Raw genomic sequence first — 13,267 nt, 5'->3', positions numbered from 1 at the left:
AATGACGGATTTACTTTTCTCCAGTACCCGGATCGATGTACTGGTCCAGGTGTACTTCATCAAGAATATTGGTGTCTAATTTAATTTGGCGTAATTTGACATTCTTCATCTTTATTAACTTCATCGCATAATCATCGTTGTGGTAGTTACGAATGTAGTTAATCTCCTTAATACCCGCCTGGAGGAGGCTCTTCGTACATTGCAAGCAGGGAAAATCAGTGACGTACAGGCTGGCACCATCCATTGACATGCCAAACTTAGCACATTGAAGTAAGGCATTCATCTCGGCATGAATCGTCCGAACACAGTGCCCCGCGCGGAGGTAACACCCTTTGTCAATGCAGTGGTCATCACCGGAAACAGACCCATTATAACCACCAGCAATGATTCTTTTATCACGAACAAGTACTGCCCCCACCGAAAGCCGTGTGCAGGTGCTTCGTGAGGCGAGTAAAGCCGCTTGGATCATAAAATACTGATCCCAGTCAATCCGTTTTTTCACTTTATCACTCCCTTAATTTAAGTTTAGTATAGCAAAAAATGTTCATTAGCCAAAAAAATTAGACAGATAATTGATCTTTTATTTTAGCAACGGTTTTCTCACCAAATCCCGAGACTTGGTTCAACTCATCAACACTCTTAAATTGGCCATGCTGTTGGCGGTACTCCAAAATCAAATCCGCTTTCTTATCACCGATCCCCGAAATTTGACAAAGCTGCTCCTTACTAGCTGAATTAAGATTGACGATTGGCTTGTTATCGTTACTTCCGCTGGCGGCGGTGCTACTTTCTGCCGCCAATTCTGCTGGTACCTTCTCACCCTGGGTTGGCACATAAATTGCTTGTTGGTCAGCAAGTTCCTTTGCCAAATTAACCTGGCGCATGTCCGCCGTGGGCAATGGTCCGCCAGCGGCACGGAGCGCTTCATCGACCCGTGCACCCCCGGCCAAGCGATAGACGCCGGGACGCTTGACCGCACCTTTTACATCAACGCAAACACGACCGGTGTGCAGCGAACTAGTGCTTATTGATGACGTACTAGCAGGCGTTGTGAATTTTTGATCAGTACTTGCTTCGCGACTAGTTACCGAACGGCTAACAAAAAAGAGGAAGAGGAGAACAACAATTGCTCCACCAATTAGCTGACTGCGGTAGTTCATCCATAGTTCTTTTATTCTTTCCATTTCATCCCCTCCCCCTAATAAATACGGTAATAAACAAAAAAGAAACGAAAAAACTTAATTTTCCGTTTCTTTTTAAAATCGTTAACGGTGACTTTCCAGGTAGTTAACCGCCTGCTTAAAGCTGGTCACCGGAATAACTTTCATGTTTGGTGCGTATTTTTTGGCCGTCTTCTTAGCCATCTGGTAATTCGTCTGATGACCCTCCTCATACTTTAAGAGTAACTTAGAAGGCTTAACATATGGTGCAAAAAAGGTCGTTGCCCCGGCACGGTGTGCAGCGATAACCTTTTTATCGATTCCGCCAATTTCGCCGACCTGACCAGCAGAGTCAATTGTCCCGGTACCAGCAATCTTACGCCCCCGTTGCAGGTCTTGACCACTAATCTGCTGATAAATCTGCAAAGTAAACATCAGTCCACCAGAGGGCCCACCCAGTTGTCCCGGATTAACCTTGACAGCCGGTTTCGTGTGAACCTTCATATTATTGGTCAACATGATTCCAATTCCGGCCCGCTTTCTGGTTAACCGGACGAGTTTCCTCGTTGCAGTATGTTCTTCCCCGTCCCGTTTGAAAGTCACCTTCAACGGACTACCCACTTTTTGCCGACCAATGTACTTTTGGTAGCCCTGGGCCGTGTTGAAATGCCGGCCATTTACCTTGGTAATCGTGTCACCAACGTGAATAACCTTTTTAAACTTTGAAGATGGTTGAACCTGCAAAACGTAAATTCCTAGGTACTTCCTACTTACCGGATAGTGAGCGGCCTTATAGGCAACCGCAATGGCTTCATTTATTGAGCTCTCCATATAAAACCTCTGCACCCGGTCAAAGGTTGCGTTATTTTGTCCGCCCGTGACGTCATCGGCACTCTCAATCGATAAATAAGGGACCATTTTTGCCATGAGGTAGGTTGCTGGTCGCGCTTGCTGGAGGGCAACTGAAGTGATCATAAAGCTTCCTTTCCCCGGGTCCGGATGTCCCTTAATTTTTACAAACGAGCGGAGATTACTGGCGTTGCCGGGCGCCTCAATGTAGGAGTTGAGTGGCCACAGAAGCGACCACGCAACGAAGAGAACGGCAACCAAGACAACGCCAATCCACCGTAGGACCTTTTTATCTTGTCTTTTCATTGTTTTCCTTCACCTGCATCAGTTGGCGTTCTTCAAGACGTTTTTTCAATGCTGTATTAATATTGGCAGGGAGGTAGGCTGAAATATCACCGCCAGCCGCGGTAACTTCCTTCAGTAAACTACTCGACAGGTGCTGGTATTCCGGCTTTGCCAAGAAGAAGACCGTTTCACACTGGTCATCAAGGTAGTTATTCATCGCTGAAATATCACGTTCATAGCGAAAGTCTTCGGTGTTTCGTAGTCCCCGCATCAAGTAATCTGCCCCAATTTTATTCATTAGGTCAACTGTCAATCCCTGAGCAGTGATGACGGATACATTAGCGAGCCCGCTAACCGCTTCTTTCACTTGGGTGACACGTTCATCAACGGTAAATAGTGGTTTCTTACTCTCGTTGGTCATTACCGCCACCGCGAGTTGGTCAAATAGAGCGCTCCCTCGCCTAATGAGGTCCAAGTGGCCCAGCGTCAGGGGGTCAAAGGTTCCCGGAAATAATGCAATTTTCATATTCCTACTGCTCCTTTTCGTATTGGTAAATTGTTAAGACGGTGATCCCATAGGACTGCCGTTTGCAGAACTTAAAATGATCCCAGTCCTGGTCAGGCAACTTGGCTTCCTGATTTGTCTCGGCAACAATAACTGCTCCCTCTGCCAATAAGTCATTTTCCACCATCAGCGACATATCCTTAACGATTTGCTGCTTGGCGTATGGGGGATCAAGAAAGACCAGGTTAAAAACCTGCCCTTTTTTACCTAAGAGCTTAAGAGCCTTGTGAGCGTCCATCTTGTAGACTTTGAACTGGGCCGTGTGCCTAGTGGTCGCAATGTTCTTTTTAATCGTTTTAACAGCTTGGTATTGACGGTCAACCAGTACCGCCATATCGATCCCCCGGGAAACTGCCTCGATGCTCAGGCCTCCACTCCCGCCAAACAAGTCCAAGCTCTGTCCACCATCAAAGTAGGGGCCAATAACGTTAAACAGGGCTTCCTTGACTTTGTCAGTAGTCGGCCGGGTCGCCATCCCCGGGACCGCACTAAGCCGGCGACCACCAAATTCTCCTGCAACTACTCTCATTCTTTATCATCCTCATCATGTATTTTATATATTCCCGTCATTTCTAGATCGGTAAGGGTTGGGTCAAGGTCTGGCCGATAGGACTGCTCAATTCTACGGACTGCCCGCAGCTTCTTTAGCCTGTCAGTGACAGCTGTTATTTGGTCTTGATCGACGTACAGGACAACGTAGTGCATTCGACGCGAGACATAACGAACCATTCCATAGTGGCGGAGAGTCCGAATAACACGGCTACCATTAATGTAAATAATTAGAGCGCGCCGTGCGGTTAATTTGAACATTAATAATTACCCCTTTCATTCGCCACAAACGGCCTTCCCATTTGGAGGCGACCCTTATTTTGTTGGATACTGATGTTCATGATGATCCCCACTGCGCTGGATAACACTAACATACTAGATCCCCCGTAACTGATGAAGGGAAAAGTAACCCCGGTGATTGGGAGAAGGCCCAAGACACCACCAATGTTAAAGGCTGTTTCAATGATCATGAATGTCGTTGTTCCGTAACAAATCAATGTTTGGTAAAGGGAATCACTCCGCACACCGACCAGGATAATTCGACAAATCAGGCATAGCAGAAGACCCAGAATAACCGTTACCCCGACCAGTCCTAACTCCTCACTCACGATTGACATGATGAAGTCGGTATTCGGCTCGGGAAGATATCCCATCTTTTGAATACTGTTACCAAGGCCTACACCAAAAATTCCCCCATTACTAATGGCATAATAGGAATTAACTAGTTGGCTCCCCGAGCCACTGGCATTACCAAAGGGGTTCATAAAGGCAATGAATCGTTGAGCTCGGTAACCACCGTGAAAGAGTCCCGATTCAATCGCCTTTTCCAAAAGAAAGTAGCATACAGTTGGCACACCAACGATGAGGCCGATACCGAAACCCCAGCGGAAGTCACAGGCAAGCAGCATCACCGCAATAATTGCAAAGTTGATCGCAAAGCCCCCGGTATCGGGCTGGACGAGGATTAGTACCAAAAACACGCCCGCAAACAATAAGGGACCAGCGGCAGCACCCGAGTCTAAAAAGTGGGACCCACTCTGTCGCGCCCGAGCCATGCGGTCGGCGAGGTATAAAATTAAGTACAGCTTACAAAATTCTGCTGGCTGAATATTAATTGGTCCTAAGGAGATCCACCCCTTGGCCCCGTTAACTGCCCGACCGACGACCAAGACAAATAGCAGCAAGAAAAGCATTATAAAGGTCGAATCGCGCAGAAAGCGACGTGTTCGTAATCGTTTCATCGACAGGTTAGCGAAGAAGAAAACACAAGTCATCCCCAATATAGCGTAGACTGATTGTTTTATTAAGTAGCCTTGTGGACTCCCCCCATTTTGCATCTCAATACCCGCACTGGAAGAATAAACCATGATTATTCCGGCCAAGCAAAGTACTAGGAACGGAATAAGTAAGTAGTAATCCCAGTAGCGCATGTCATGCCATGCGCTTTTCAGTGGAAGCCGCCGGAGTCGTAATTTTCTCATTTTAATTAACTGCCACCTACCTAACCAATAAAATACAGATTTAATTATAACATCAATCGCCAATCGTAAACTTAGAAAAGCCCCCGTGGAGAAAAAAGGAACTGAGCAAGGACTAATGTCCTTTCCAGTTCCCTCCGTAATTAGTAACTATTTCCGGGAAGCAGCACGACGACGCTTTGCTTCCTTTTCACGTGCATTGGTATTCAAGATCTTCTTCCGTAAACGGATGTTTTCTGGAGTAACTTCACAGTATTCATCCTCATTCAAGAATTCAAGCGATTCTTCAAGGGAGAAGTGGGTTGGGGTCTTGATGTGGGCCATTTCATCAGAACCAGCTGCCCGAACGTTAGTCAAGTTCTTACCCTTGGTGATGTTAACAGTAATGTCATTTTCACGACTGTTCTCACCAACGATCATTCCTTCATAAACTTCCGTACCGGGGTCGATTAAGAGGCGGCCACGACTTTCAATTCCCATCATTGCGTAAGTCGTTGCCTTGCCGGCATTCATTGAAACCAGTGTTCCCTTTTGCCGACCAGGATTCCAGTTCTTAATAACTGGAGCATACTTTTCAAAGGTATGGCTCATGATTCCGTATCCCCGAGTAAGAGTCATGAATTCAGTGGAGTAACCAATCAAGCCCCGTGAAGGTGCAAGGAAAATCAAGCGTGTCTGGCCATTTTCACCGGGTTCCATATTCTGCATTTCACCCTTACGCTTGGATAAGCTGTCGATAACGCCACCGGTGTATTCATCAGGAGTATCAATCTGGACTTCTTCAAATGGTTCGCACATTGTTCCATCAACTTCACGGTAAATAACTTCTGGCCGTGAAACAGACAATTCATAACCCTCACGCCGCAAGGTTTCAATCAGAATCGAAAGGTGCAGTTCACCACGACCAGAAACAGTCCAGGCACCTGGATCATCCGTATCTTCAACCTTCAGCGAAACATCCGTCTGCATTTCACGCTTCAAGCGGGTTTCCAGCTGACGGGCAGTAACAAACTTACCCTCCCGACCAGCAAATGGTGAATCGTTGGTCCGGAAAGTCATCCGCAATGTCGGTGGATCAATCCGTAGTGGCGTAAGTGCTTCTGGGTGGTTAGGGTCAGCAACCGTTTCACCAACGTTGATGTCTTCCATCCCGGAAACAGCAATTAAGTCCCCGGCTTTGGCTTCCTTGATTTCCAACCGCTTAAGGCCGAAGAACCCAAACAACTTAGTAACCCGGAAGTTCTTCTTAGAACCATCAAGCTTCAAGAGGGTAACATTATCGCCGACCCTGATAGTGCCCCGGAATACCCGACCAATACCAATCCGCCCAACGAAGTCATTGTAGTCAAGGATGGCAACTTGGAATTGGAGTGGTTCATCGGAGTTATCAACGGGTGCCGGAATGGTCTTGATAATTGTATCAAACAGTGGCTTCATAGTGTGCTTCTGCGTAGAAATGTCAGAATCGTAACTAGAAGTCCCATTCATGGCAGAGGTGTAAACAACTGGGAAGTCGAGTTGGTCTTCATCGGCCCCTAATTCAATAAAGAGGTCCAGAACTTCGTCAACTACTTCTTCCGGACGAGCACCCTTACGATCAACCTTGTTAATAACAACAATTGGTGTTAAGTGTTGTTCCAATGCCTTCTTTAAAACAAAGCGGGTCTGTGGCATCGTCCCTTCAAAGGCATCAACAACCAGTAGGACACCGTCAACCATCTTCATAACCCGTTCAACTTCACCACCGAAGTCGGCGTGTCCTGGGGTGTCCAGAATGTTAATTTGGTACTTGCCATACTTAACAGCAGTGTTCTTGGACAGAATAGTGATTCCCCGTTCACGTTCGATTGCATTAGTATCCATCGCACGGTCTTCGATTGAGAAGTGTTCTGGTAAAGTATCTGATTGCTTCAGCATTTCGTTAACCAGGGTCGTCTTACCGTGGTCAACATGGGCAATGATCGCAATGTTACGAATGTCGTCACGTCTTTTCATTGCTTGGTTCTTCCTTTCATTTAAACAATTATTCCTGGATAAGTATACACTTTTCCAGCTTCGATTTCACAAAAAAACTGTGACAATTTAGTCACAGCTTAACAGCTAACCAGTAATCTTTGCAATATCCTCACTGGCTTGTGTTGTAGCTACCAATACAAGGTTAGATGATAGCACATCCGGCGTAGTGCCGTCAATTGATTTAACAACGAGGCCCAATTCTTCGGCTAAAACACGTCCTGCGGCCAGGTCCCACGGCCGTAAGTGCGAAATATAGCCTACTAGCTCACCACTTAAGACACCAATCATTTCTTTGGCAGCACTGCCGTACATCCTAAGGCCACTAGCCGCCTGAGCAACAGCTGGCAAGTGGTCAACGTCAGCTAAGATTAGGGGACTGCTAATCGCCACCAGACCATGATGGAGGTCTAAATTAAGCGGTGAGTCGATTCGTTTTTCATTAACATAGACACCCTGTCCCCTGCCACCATGGTACAGGCGACGGTTAACACAGTCCATGATATATCCCAAAGTCGGTTGCCCATCAACATAAAGGGCTAACATAATGCCAAAATTATCATGCTGACGAACAAAATTGAGTGTGCCATCAATTGGGTCCACAATCCAAACATGACCATTAAGACTAGACAGATTATGAGTACCAAATCCTTCTTCACTTAGGATCTGACAGCCTGGATCAATTATTTTTAGTTGTTGGTCAATAAAGCGTTCGTTTTCCTTATCAACAGTGGTTACCAGGTCATTATAATTGGTCTTCTCAGCAATATGATAGGGCTCGTTCATTCGCTTTAGAGTCATTTCGTTAACGTCCTGAATCAACTTAATAACCGCCACATTGATTTTTTCAATCATTAATCATTTGCCACCTTAATCATTTTCTTTTGACTCGTTGATGCAAGTTTCACAACAGTGTAGAGCTGATAGCCAGAACTCTTGGCAAATTGCCGCCCTAGTTGTTTCTCCCCTGCTTTACTTCTGACGACCTTTTTAAATGCTCGGTATTTTTCTAAGATTTTGCCCCGGGGAGCGCCAATTTCATATGCATCCTCAACCGTCCGTAAAAAAGCAATCACCGTCTCCATCTCATCCGTTGTCCAGTCAGGATCAAGTGGATATGAGTAATTTTGCTGCCTCATGAATCTTCCTCCCCCTTCAGCGTTAACTGGCTATATTATAACCTGCCTACCAAAAGATGGCGAGACAAAAAAAGGAGTTACAACATTTGTCATAACTCCTTGTTCGTTTATATTAAACATAGCTTTAGATGTGGGTTGGTAAGCCAAGCGCAACATCAGCAGCTTCTTGGATTGGCTCATTAAGGGTTGGGTGTGGATGAATTGTCAAAGCAACATCTTCAACATTCATACCACAGTTAACAATTAATGACAATTCACCTGCAAGTGTACTTGCTTCAGGTCCAACGCACTGAGCTCCAATAACGTTTTTATCATCTTTCGTGTAAACAAAGCGTACGAAACCATCTGGTTCATCGAGCGATACCGCACGAGCATTACCGGCGAATGGGAACTGTGCAGTAGCAACTTTGATTCCCTTTTCCTTGGCTTGATCAGCAGTCATGCCAACTTCTGCCATTTCAGGATCGGTGAAGCAGACAGCAGGAACACCTACCCAGTCGTTAGCAGTGTTCTTTCCGGCAATCGCACCAGCAGCTGTCTTACCCTCAAAGAAGGCTTTATGAGCCAGAGCAGGGCCCGGTACAATATCACCAACAGCCCAGATACCATCAACGTTTGTCCGACCTTGTTGGTCAACAATAACTTGATTGTGGTCATTAAGCTTGACACTTGTCATATCAAGGCCGAAGTTGTCGGTGTTTGGCTTCCGACCAACGGAGACCATGCAGTAGTCAGCCTTAATGGTGTGTTCCTTACCATCAACTTCATAAGTAACGGTAACACTGTTGTCGTCTTGTTCTGAGTTCTTAGCCATTGCACCCGTAACGATGTCAATACCCTTCTTCTTCATATGCTTCTCGACAACCTTAACCATATCTTTGTCAAAGCCGTTCAGAATTGAAGGAAGGCCTTCAATAATTGTAACATGAGAACCAAGGTTAGCGTATGCACCAGCTAATTCAGAACCGATGTACCCACCACCGATAACAACAAGTTCTTTAGGAATTTCCGGTAAGTTCAGACCACCAGTAGAGTCGATAACCCGCCCTTCAAACTTGAAGTTAGGAATTTCAATTGGACGGGAACCAGTTGCTAAGATAAGGTTCTTCCAGGTAATGGTCCGACCAGCATCGTTGTCCATGAACTGCTTTGGGCCAGGCTTAACAACTCGAAGTTGATGGTCATTGTCCATGATGGCTTCACCATTAATAACTTCGACTTTATGCTTCTTCAAAAGCATTTGAACCCCACGGGTCATCCGGTCAACAACCTTCTTTTGCTTCCATTCCTGGGTCTTCTTAAAGTCAATTGTGGCGTCGGTCTTGGAAATACCATAAGTTGAAGAGTCCTTCGCTTCTTGAAGGCGTAATCCAGCCGCAATTAATGCCTTCGATGGGACACACCCAATGTTTAGACATACACCACCTAAGCCTGGGTCACCCTTTTCAATTAAAGTAACCTTTTGACCTAATTCTGAAGCCCGAAATGCGGCAACATATCCACCTGGGCCTCCCCCAACAATAACCGTATCCTTTTGTTCAACATCTGCCATATTCTATTAACCCTCCATCATAATTAATTCCGGATCATGAAGCATCCGCTTCAGGTAATTCATTGCGTTTTGGGCAAGTCCACCATCAATCAAACGATGATCAACGGTTAACGATAACTTCATCATGTGGCCAACAACGATTTCACCCTTATCATTAACGACTGGCTCAGTGGCAATCGTACCAACACCCAAGATAGCAACTTCTGGTTGGTTAATGATTGGAGTAAACCACTTACCACGCATTGAACCAACATTTGAAATGGTGATGCTACCACCGGTCATCGAAGAGGGACTCAACTTGTCATCCTCAGCGGCTTGAGCATTATCAGCAATCTCCTTGGCAATTTCAAACATGCCTTTCTTATCAGCATCCTTGATGTTAGGGTTGTACAGGCCATGATCAGTGTTCGTAGCAATACCAATGTTGTAGTAGTGCTTTTGAACAAGTTCTTGAGTGCTATCATCAATGGAACAGTTTAGTTCAGGGAACTTCTTCATAGTAGCAATTAAAGCTTTAACAACGTAAGGAAGGAAGGTTAAGTGAATACCCTGTTCCGCAGCAACAGCTTTGTATCGTTTACGTTGTGCCATCAGCTTAGAAACTTCAACGTCATCAAACATTGTAACCATTGGACTAATGTCAACAGAGTCACGCATGTTCTTGGCAATAATCTTCCGCATGTTAGAAAGTGGTTCCCGGGTTTCAGCATCTTCACCAGCGCCCTTGTAAGGCTTAATGGTGTTACCAGCGGCCTTAGCTGGAGCAGCGGCAGCGGCTGGTGCAGCACCCTTAGCTGGTGCAGCAGCACCATTGAAGTTGTCAATATCTTCCTTCAGAACTTGACCGTGCTTACCACTTGGTTGAACAAGTGAAATGTCAACGCCCTTGTCACGAGCGTATTGACGAACGGAAGGCATAGCCATAACAAGCTTGTTAGGTTCAGCCAGTGGTGCTACACCACCCTTGGCAGGAGCAGCGCTTTCCTTAGGAGCCTCTTCCTTCGGTGCTTCCTCTTCTGCTGGAGCTTCGTCTGCATCATCGTCGCCGCCGTCTTCGGCTTCAACGTTGGTGCTTACCCCGTCCTTACCATCATCAATTAAGAGTAGGTCATCACCCTTTTCAACGTGGTCATCTTCCTTAACGTTGAGGGTCTTAACGGTCCCGTCAACTGGTGATACCAATTGAGTAGTTGACTTATCAGTTTGAATTTCAATTAATGGGTCGTCGGCCTTAATTTGGTCGCCTTCCTTTACCAACCAAGAAGCGACATCCCCTTCGGTCAGACCTTCACCCATTTCTGGTAATCTAAATTTGTATGCCATATCGAATTAACTTCCTTTCATAACCAATAGCAATCTCGCTATGATTAATAATTAACTGTGTCGCGCGCAGCTTCTTCAATGTCGTTAGCAGTTGGGAGCCAAACATTTTCTGCTTGTGGGAATGGGTAAACAGAGTTTGGTGCAGCTACCCGGCTAACTGGTGCGTCGAGGTACATAATTGCACCTTCAGAAATGGCAGAAGCAACTTGTGCACCAACACCAGCTTGCTTCTGAGCTTCTTGAACAATGACAACGTGGTGCGTCTTCTTGATAGAAGCAAAGATTGTGTCAGTGTCAAGTGGGTAAAGCGAACGAAGGTCAATAATTTCAGCAGAGATATTGTCCTTAGCCAACTTCTTCACAGCCTTTTGAGCTTCCGATACTTCACCACCGTAAGCAATGATAGTGACATCCTTACCTTCTTGAACAACGTTAGCCTTGTCCAACGGAACGGTGTACTTGTCATCAGGAACTTCACCCTTAACTGAACGGTAAAGACGCAGGTTTTCAAGAAAGACAACCGGGTCGTTGTTTTCAATGGCAGAAATAATCAGGCCCTTAGCATCGTAGGCAGAACTTGGGGTAACAACCCGCAGCCCTGGTACACCAACGAAGAAGTTTTCAAAGTCATCCCCGTGGAGTTCGGCGGTGTGAGTACCACCACCGTATGGAGTCCGGATTGTAATTGGCGCATTCTTGGTGCCATTGTATTGGAAACGAATCCGTGACATTTGGGCAACGATTGAGTCTAAGGCTTCAAAAATGAAACCAGAGAACTGAATTTCAGGAACTGGACGCCAGCCAGTAACCGCTAAACCAATTGACATCCCAAGGATACCAGATTCAGCCAATGGGGTACTGAATACCCGGTCAGCACCGTACTTCTTTTGTAAACCGTTAGTGGCACGGAAGACCCCACCGTTTTTACCAACATCTTCACCGAAAACGAGGGTCTTAGGATCTTCAGCTAAAGCAATGTCAATACCTTCAGTAATAGCTTTGATATAAGTCTTTTTAGCCATGATTACTTCGACTCCTTTGCTTCGTACTTCTTAATTTGTTCTTTAATATCAGGGGTTGGTACTTCAAAGGTCCGCTTCAGCATATCTGTAACCTTTTCAGGCTCTACAGCGTCTGCTTCCTTCATGGCCTTCTTGAAGTCGTCCTTGCATTCATCAGCGTACTTCTTTTCTTCGTCTTCTGACCAGAGGCCCTTGTCAGTCAAATACTTGCGGAGACGAATCAGTGGGTCCTTGTCGAACCATGGCTTTTCTTCTTCCTTAGTCCGGTAACGACTAGGGTCGTCACCAGCGGAACTGTGGGCACCGAACCGGTAAGTCAAGGTTTCAATCAAAACTGGACCGTTACCAGCAGCAGCAAATTCACGAGCTTCCTTGGCAACTTCGTAACATGCCAGAACATCCATCCCATCAACTTGGACAGCTGGAATACCAGCAGCAACACCCTTTTGGGCAATTGTTTCAGCATGAGTCTGCTTCTTACGTGGGTAAGAGATAGCCCAACCGTTGTTTTGAATAATGAAGACAGCAGGTGATTGGAAGGCACCGGCAAAGTTCATTCCTTCGTAGGTGTCACCTTGTGAACTACCACCTTCACCGGTGTATGCGAATGCAACGGTATCCCTTTCCTTGTTCTTCTTAATACCTAAAGCAGCACCGGCCATTTCAACCATTTGTGCACCAATGATAATTTGTGGACGAAGAGCACGAGCATCGAACAGGTTACCCTTAACGTGACCTTTTGACCATAAGTACATTTGAGCAACAGTAGCACCGTGTTGAATCAGTTGTGGTAAGTCACGGTATGCTGGGAACATAAAGTCTTGCTTCTTAAATGCGGATACTGTCCCCATTTCGGATGCTTCTTCACCCCAGGTAGGAGCATAGAATCCTAAACGACCTTGTTGTGAGAATGACATGGTTTGTTCGTGAAGTGCACGTTCCCATACCATCTTCTTCATCAGGTCGACTAATTGGTCATCAGTAAAATTAGCCATTAAATCCTTGTTAACGACTTTACCATCGTTATCAAGAATTTGAACGGGCTTTGCAAATGCAGCGCCTTCTTCGGCTTTAATCTTAGCAAAGTCTACAGCTTTGGCTTCGGCCATTATAAACATCCCTTTCCAAATCCAATTAACATCATATATAAGCGATTGCCTACTTACAGTTTCTAGTATAACTAATTCTGGACATAATACAAGCGCTTTCATAGACTTTTTTATTACGTTTTGACTAGAAGTTGCACATGTGAAAACGCTAACTTAATAATTTTGTATAATTAATGGGCTTAATTTTGGGCGTTGTCATCGATAGGCATTATGATAGACTAGA

14 protein-coding genes are annotated in these 13,267 nt (G+C 45.6%); all 14 read right to left on the bottom strand.

Annotated features, from left to right (window positions below; genetic code table 11):
* Window positions 1-10: 10 nt before the first annotated feature.
* A complete protein-coding gene (locus KZE55_RS04265; protein WP_222259538.1) occupies window positions 11-502 on the bottom strand; it encodes a ComE operon protein 2 in 492 nt (163 codons plus the stop codon).
* Window positions 503-560: 58 nt separating this feature from the next.
* Complete coding sequence (locus KZE55_RS04260; protein ID WP_222259537.1) at window positions 561-1,184, bottom strand: helix-hairpin-helix domain-containing protein; 624 nt, start codon at window positions 1,182-1,184, stop codon at window positions 561-563.
* Window positions 1,185-1,265: 81 nt separating this feature from the next.
* Window positions 1,266-2,315: a SepM family pheromone-processing serine protease gene (locus KZE55_RS04255; protein ID WP_222259535.1), complete on the bottom strand. Its 1,050-nt coding sequence runs from the start codon at window positions 2,313-2,315 to the stop codon at window positions 1,266-1,268.
* The gene (gene coaD, locus KZE55_RS04250; protein ID WP_222259533.1) at window positions 2,299-2,820 is read right to left on the bottom strand and encodes a pantetheine-phosphate adenylyltransferase; all 522 of its coding nucleotides are present in this window, start codon (window positions 2,818-2,820) and stop codon (window positions 2,299-2,301) included. Before coaD ends, KZE55_RS04255 begins: the two co-directional genes overlap by 17 nt.
* 4 nt (window positions 2,821-2,824) lie before the next feature.
* Window positions 2,825-3,388 (bottom strand): 16S rRNA (guanine(966)-N(2))-methyltransferase RsmD, encoded by a 564-nt coding sequence (gene rsmD / locus KZE55_RS04245; protein ID WP_222259531.1) that lies wholly within the window; start codon window positions 3,386-3,388, stop codon window positions 2,825-2,827.
* Complete coding sequence (locus KZE55_RS04240; RefSeq protein ID WP_222259529.1) at window positions 3,385-3,669, bottom strand: YlbG family protein; 285 nt, start codon at window positions 3,667-3,669, stop codon at window positions 3,385-3,387. Before KZE55_RS04240 ends, rsmD begins: the two co-directional genes overlap by 4 nt.
* On the bottom strand, window positions 3,669-4,889 hold the full coding sequence (locus tag KZE55_RS04235; RefSeq protein ID WP_396442466.1) for an FtsW/RodA/SpoVE family cell cycle protein: 1,221 nt from the start codon (window positions 4,887-4,889) through the stop codon (window positions 3,669-3,671). Before KZE55_RS04235 ends, KZE55_RS04240 begins: the two co-directional genes overlap by 1 nt.
* A 147-nt stretch (window positions 4,890-5,036) precedes the next feature.
* Window positions 5,037-6,881: a translational GTPase TypA gene (typA, locus tag KZE55_RS04230; protein ID WP_222259527.1), complete on the bottom strand. Its 1,845-nt coding sequence runs from the start codon at window positions 6,879-6,881 to the stop codon at window positions 5,037-5,039.
* 105 nt (window positions 6,882-6,986) lie between these two features.
* Window positions 6,987-7,754 carry an inositol monophosphatase family protein gene (locus tag KZE55_RS04225; protein WP_222259525.1) on the bottom strand — a complete coding sequence of 256 codons (768 nt, stop codon included), beginning with the start codon at window positions 7,752-7,754 and terminating at the stop codon, window positions 6,987-6,989.
* Window positions 7,754-8,038: a UPF0223 family protein gene (locus KZE55_RS04220; RefSeq protein ID WP_222259523.1), complete on the bottom strand. Its 285-nt coding sequence runs from the start codon at window positions 8,036-8,038 to the stop codon at window positions 7,754-7,756. Before KZE55_RS04220 ends, KZE55_RS04225 begins: the two co-directional genes overlap by 1 nt.
* A 124-nt stretch (window positions 8,039-8,162) precedes the next feature.
* Entirely contained in the window at window positions 8,163-9,590 is a 1,428-nt protein-coding gene (gene lpdA, locus KZE55_RS04215; protein WP_222259521.1) for a dihydrolipoyl dehydrogenase, read from the bottom strand.
* Window positions 9,591-9,596: 6 nt separating this feature from the next.
* Entirely contained in the window at window positions 9,597-10,913 is a 1,317-nt protein-coding gene (locus tag KZE55_RS04210) for a 2-oxo acid dehydrogenase subunit E2 (RefSeq protein WP_222259519.1), read from the bottom strand.
* 44 nt (window positions 10,914-10,957) lie between these two features.
* On the bottom strand, window positions 10,958-11,935 hold the full coding sequence (locus KZE55_RS04205) for an alpha-ketoacid dehydrogenase subunit beta (protein WP_222259517.1): 978 nt from the start codon (window positions 11,933-11,935) through the stop codon (window positions 10,958-10,960).
* A 2-nt stretch (window positions 11,936-11,937) separates the two neighbouring features.
* Window positions 11,938-13,044, bottom strand: coding sequence for a pyruvate dehydrogenase (acetyl-transferring) E1 component subunit alpha (pdhA, locus tag KZE55_RS04200; RefSeq protein ID WP_222259515.1), 1,107 nt, complete (start codon window positions 13,042-13,044; stop codon window positions 11,938-11,940).
* Window positions 13,045-13,267: the final 223 nt, after the last annotated feature.

The organism is Limosilactobacillus panis (assembly GCF_019797825.1).
Taxonomy (GTDB): Bacteria; Bacillota; Bacilli; order Lactobacillales; family Lactobacillaceae; genus Limosilactobacillus; species Limosilactobacillus panis_A.
This window is presented reverse-complemented; position numbering and strand designations above follow the sequence as displayed.

Bases quoted from the DNA above. Each gene is read 5' to 3' on its own strand.
- KZE55_RS04260 (WP_222259537.1), bottom strand. From the start codon at position 1,184: ATGGAAAGAATAAAAGAACTATGGATGAACTACCGCAGTCAGCTAATT.
- KZE55_RS04255 (WP_222259535.1), bottom strand. From the start codon at position 2,315: ATGAAAAGACAAGATAAAAAGGTCCTACGGTGGATTGGCGTTGTCTTG.
- coaD (WP_222259533.1), bottom strand. From the start codon at position 2,820: ATGAAAATTGCATTATTTCCGGGAACCTTTGACCCCCTGACGCTGGGC.
- rsmD (WP_222259531.1), bottom strand. From the start codon at position 3,388: ATGAGAGTAGTTGCAGGAGAATTTGGTGGTCGCCGGCTTAGTGCGGTC.
- KZE55_RS04240 (WP_222259529.1), bottom strand. From the start codon at position 3,669: ATGTTCAAATTAACCGCACGGCGCGCTCTAATTATTTACATTAATGGT.
- KZE55_RS04235 (WP_396442466.1), bottom strand. From the start codon at position 4,889: ATGAGAAAATTACGACTCCGGCGGCTTCCACTGAAAAGCGCATGGCAT.
- typA (WP_222259527.1), bottom strand. From the start codon at position 6,881: ATGAAAAGACGTGACGACATTCGTAACATTGCGATCATTGCCCATGTT.
- KZE55_RS04225 (WP_222259525.1), bottom strand. From the start codon at position 7,754: ATGATTGAAAAAATCAATGTGGCGGTTATTAAGTTGATTCAGGACGTT.
- KZE55_RS04220 (WP_222259523.1), bottom strand. From the start codon at position 8,038: ATGAGGCAGCAAAATTACTCATATCCACTTGATCCTGACTGGACAACG.
- lpdA (WP_222259521.1), bottom strand. From the start codon at position 9,590: ATGGCAGATGTTGAACAAAAGGATACGGTTATTGTTGGGGGAGGCCCA.
- KZE55_RS04210 (WP_222259519.1), bottom strand. From the start codon at position 10,913: ATGGCATACAAATTTAGATTACCAGAAATGGGTGAAGGTCTGACCGAA.
- KZE55_RS04205 (WP_222259517.1), bottom strand. From the start codon at position 11,935: ATGGCTAAAAAGACTTATATCAAAGCTATTACTGAAGGTATTGACATT.
- pdhA (WP_222259515.1), bottom strand. From the start codon at position 13,044: ATGGCCGAAGCCAAAGCTGTAGACTTTGCTAAGATTAAAGCCGAAGAA.